Source organism: Streptomyces sp. NPDC001156 (assembly GCF_053598275.1).
On the sequence record NZ_JBSFJX010000411.1, the window covers coordinates 1 to 3,395 of the forward strand.

The 3,395-nt window shown below is 73.1% G+C and carries 3 protein-coding genes; all 3 read right to left on the reverse strand.

Annotation, left to right across the window (positions count from 1 at the left end):
• Positions 1–377: hypothetical protein (locus ACWDA7_RS51425; RefSeq protein WP_450614953.1), on the reverse strand; the 377-nt coding region annotated here is incomplete at its 3' end.
• Between the two features lie 134 nt (positions 378–511).
• The gene (locus ACWDA7_RS51430) at positions 512–1,840 is read right to left on the reverse strand and encodes a hypothetical protein (protein ID WP_450614954.1); all 1,329 of its coding nucleotides are present in this window, start codon (positions 1,838–1,840) and stop codon (positions 512–514) included.
• Between the two features lie 217 nt (positions 1,841–2,057).
• Entirely contained in the window at positions 2,058–3,143 is a 1,086-nt protein-coding gene (locus ACWDA7_RS51435) for a hypothetical protein (protein WP_450614956.1), read from the reverse strand.
• Between the last annotated feature and the right edge of the window lie 252 nt (positions 3,144–3,395).

A 3,395-nucleotide genomic window follows, 5' to 3' on the forward strand; every position in this document is an offset into this window, starting at 1 on the left:
ATGCGTTCGCGTGCGGCGGCGTAGCAGTCGGCGTCGGTGCAGCGGCCGTTGATGAGGTGGCCTTGGCAGTCGGGGCGCGGGCACTGTTCGCCGGGTTCCTCTCCGTCGACTCGGTACAGGTCGGGGCTGGTGTCGTGCAGGGACACGTCGTCGAGCTGGTGGCCGGCGCCGGTGGTGACGTTGATGCTGAACGTCTTGTCGTTGATCCCCTGGTAGGCGGTGCGGGCTGCCTGCTCGTCGCGGGCTTCGATGGTGACCAGGACGCAGGCGGTTGCGAGGAAGGTGAACGAGCGGTCGTCGGACTCGGACTCGGACTCGGACTCGGGCTCGGGCTCGGGCTCGGACTTGGGGTTGGGGTTGGGGTTGGGGTGGCTCATGGTGGGCTCCGACTCTGTGAGCTGGCGGGTTGGGTGGGCTCACGGTCGGGCGGGTGGGGGTTAGCCCGGCAACGCCGCGTGCCGGTCCCGGGCCGGGTGTCTGGCCCGGGACCGGCACGCGGCCGGTGCGGGGGTCAGGGGGTGTCGGACGGCACGTAGCGGGAGTAGCGGGCGAACTCGTCCAACGGGTCGGTGAGGGTGACGTAGATGGTGCGGCCGTCGACGTCGGCGGTCGTCCATCCCCGGCGCAGCCCGTGTTCGAGTGCGGCGAGCATCGCCTTTTGGGTGACGGTGGATTGGGGCTGCCACGGCTGGTCGTCTGCCTGGCGGGTCTCGAGCCGGTAGGTGTCGGTGAGTTCGGGCAGCCAGGCGAAGCCGGTGGTGTCGGCGAGGTGGATCCGGGCGCGGGCGCTGCGCGGGGCGGGCCGGTTCACCCACAGCACGGTGCCGTTGTCGTCAGGGTCGTGGGCGGCGCACGTCATGCCGTGGCGGGTGAGGGTGTCTTCGTAGGCGGCGAGCATGGCGTGCACCGTCGGGAGCTGGTGGCTTCGGTAGCGGGCGGAGACCGGTGCGAGCTGGCGGCTGTCGTAGGTGACCATCACGTGGTCGGAGGCGAGGGATGCGCTGCCCGCGTGGAATCCCCAGGCCGGGCCTTCCAGCCTGGTGAAGGCGGACAACGGCATGAAGCCTGCGGCGCGCAGGAGGCGGGCGACCTGGTGCACGAAGTCGTCTTCTTCGGGGTCGCAGCCAAGGACGGGGGTGGGGCGTTCCGGCAGGGTTGTGGCGTCGGGGACGAGGTACTGGGCGCAGTCGTAGATGACGCCGTTGGTCTGGTGCCAGTCGGCGGCGGCCATCGCGGCGAGGACCTGGTGCATGAGCGTGTACCAGGCTGCGCCGTCTTGCGTCTGGTCGCCGGGGTGGGGCTTGTGGTGGTGGCCGCCTGCCCAGGCGGTGATGCGGACTTGGTGTTGGTCGCCGTCGACGGGGTGGACGAGTGCGCCGGCGCCGCTTTGGGCGCCGGTGGGCAGGAGTGGGATGTCGGCGGCGGTGAGGACAGCGCGGGCCATCCGCACGGCGGGTGTGTGGGCGAGGAAGCTGCCGCCGGTGGCGGTTTCGCCGCGTGGTTCCCATCCGGCGGCGGTAAGGGCCTCGCGGGCGGCGGCCATCAGGTGGGTCCAGGTGGCGCGGCGGTCGTTGTGCTGCGGGTGGGCCGGGGGGAACTGTTCCTGGCCGTCGACGACGGGCACGACGATGATCCGGGCGGCGTCGGTGTGGTGGTGGGTGGGGCGGAGCCGGATGCCGGTGCCGGGGGTGTCGGGGGTGAGGACGGTGAGGTCGGCGGCGGCCAGGACGGTGGTCGCGTCGCGGACGTCGAGGCGGCTGGCGTAGGTGCTGAGCGCGTGCGCGACGGGTGCCGTGGTCTCGGCGGGGAGGGTCTCGGTGGTGGTGGTCTGGGTGGGCATGCGGGTCCTTACGTTGTGGCCGGTCGGCCGGGCCGGTGGGGTGTGGCAGGGACCGTGGCGTGGCGGCCGGTTAGCGACGCAAGACGCCCCCGCGGCCCGGGGCCGGCCGGGGCGGGGGCGTTGCGGGTGTGCCGGTTGCGGGCGCTGGTCGGCGGGGGGCGGTCTCCCGGGGGCGGCGGTTGCGTCGCCGGGCCCCGGGGAGCGCGGGGTGTTCGGGTCAGACCTGTTCGGCTTCACCGGGGGCCAGGTAGCGGCCGGTGTCGATGTGGTGCTGGCGGGATGCGGACGAGGTGGTGTCGTGGTCGCCGGTGACGGCGCGGATGGCGGCGGCGGCCAGTTGGGCGAGGGCTTCCAGGCCGTCGGCGGCGCACGCCAGGGGCAGGCTGAGACCGTCCTTGTAGGCGTGGACGTCGTCGGGGAGGTCCGAGACTTCGGGAAAGCCGTCGTCGGGGTAGCCGTTGTACAGGATGACGAGGTCGCCTTCGTAGTCGACGACGAACTCGAAGGATGTGATGTAGGGGCCGGAGATGCGGCCGGTGGTGCCCCAGGGGCCGGACTCGGCGTCCCAGTTGTCGCCGAGGAGTCGGGCGGTGGCGCGGGCGAGGTCGGAGATGCTGAACGGGTACTCCGTGCCGGGGGCCGGGTGTGGTTCGGGTTCCGGCGTGTCGGTGGCGGCGGCCGTGGTGTCGGCGGCCTGTGCGACGGCGGTGTCGGTGGCCGGTGCGGTGGCGGCGTCGGCGGCGGTGCTGGTGGTGGGGAGGGCGGTCCAGCGGGAGAAGTCGCTCTCGGTCACTGCGAAGGGCGTCCACTCGGCGTGGAGGCGGTTGGGGCGGTGGAAACCGAAGGCGCGCAGGCCTGCGCCGGGGCGCGGGTGGCGGGCGACGTGCACGCAGCGGAAGACGGCGGTCTCCTCGCGGGCCTTGAAGCCGTCCTGGGCGTCGGTGTAGTCGGTCCCCGGGGTGAGGAAGTCGGCGGCCGGTACGGCGTCGGGGGTGGTGGCGTCGGCGGTGGCGGTGCTGGCGCCGGAGCGGGCCGTCCAGTCAGGGAAGTCGCTCTCGGGCAGGGCGACGGACACCCACTGGTCGGCGGCGTGGTTGATGCGGCGGAAGCCGAACGCGTACCGGCCTGCGCCGGGACGCGGGTGCGGCGCTACGTGCACGCATTGGAAGCTGGCGGTCTGCTCGGGCGCCTTGTAGCCGTCTTGGCCTTTGAGGTAGCTGGTCCCCGCGGTGAAGAAGTCGGCGACCGGTGCCGTGTCGACGGCGGTGCCGGTGGCGGCGCTGGCGGTGTCGGTGGTGGTCATGCGCGGCGGTCTCCCTGCGTGAGGCGGTGGGCTGGGGTGCGGGGCTGTGGCCCGGCAGGCAGGGACCGTGGTGGGAGGGCGGGTTAGGGGCGCAATCCCCCTGGGCCACCGGCCGGACGGGTCGTGTCGGGTCCGGCACGGTGGCGTATTGGGGCGGCAGGGGTCGGCGTCGCCAGGGCGCGGCGGAGTTCTGGTTCCCGGGCGCAAGCACCGCCGGGTCCCGCACCGACTATATGCACCTGACCAATCCCG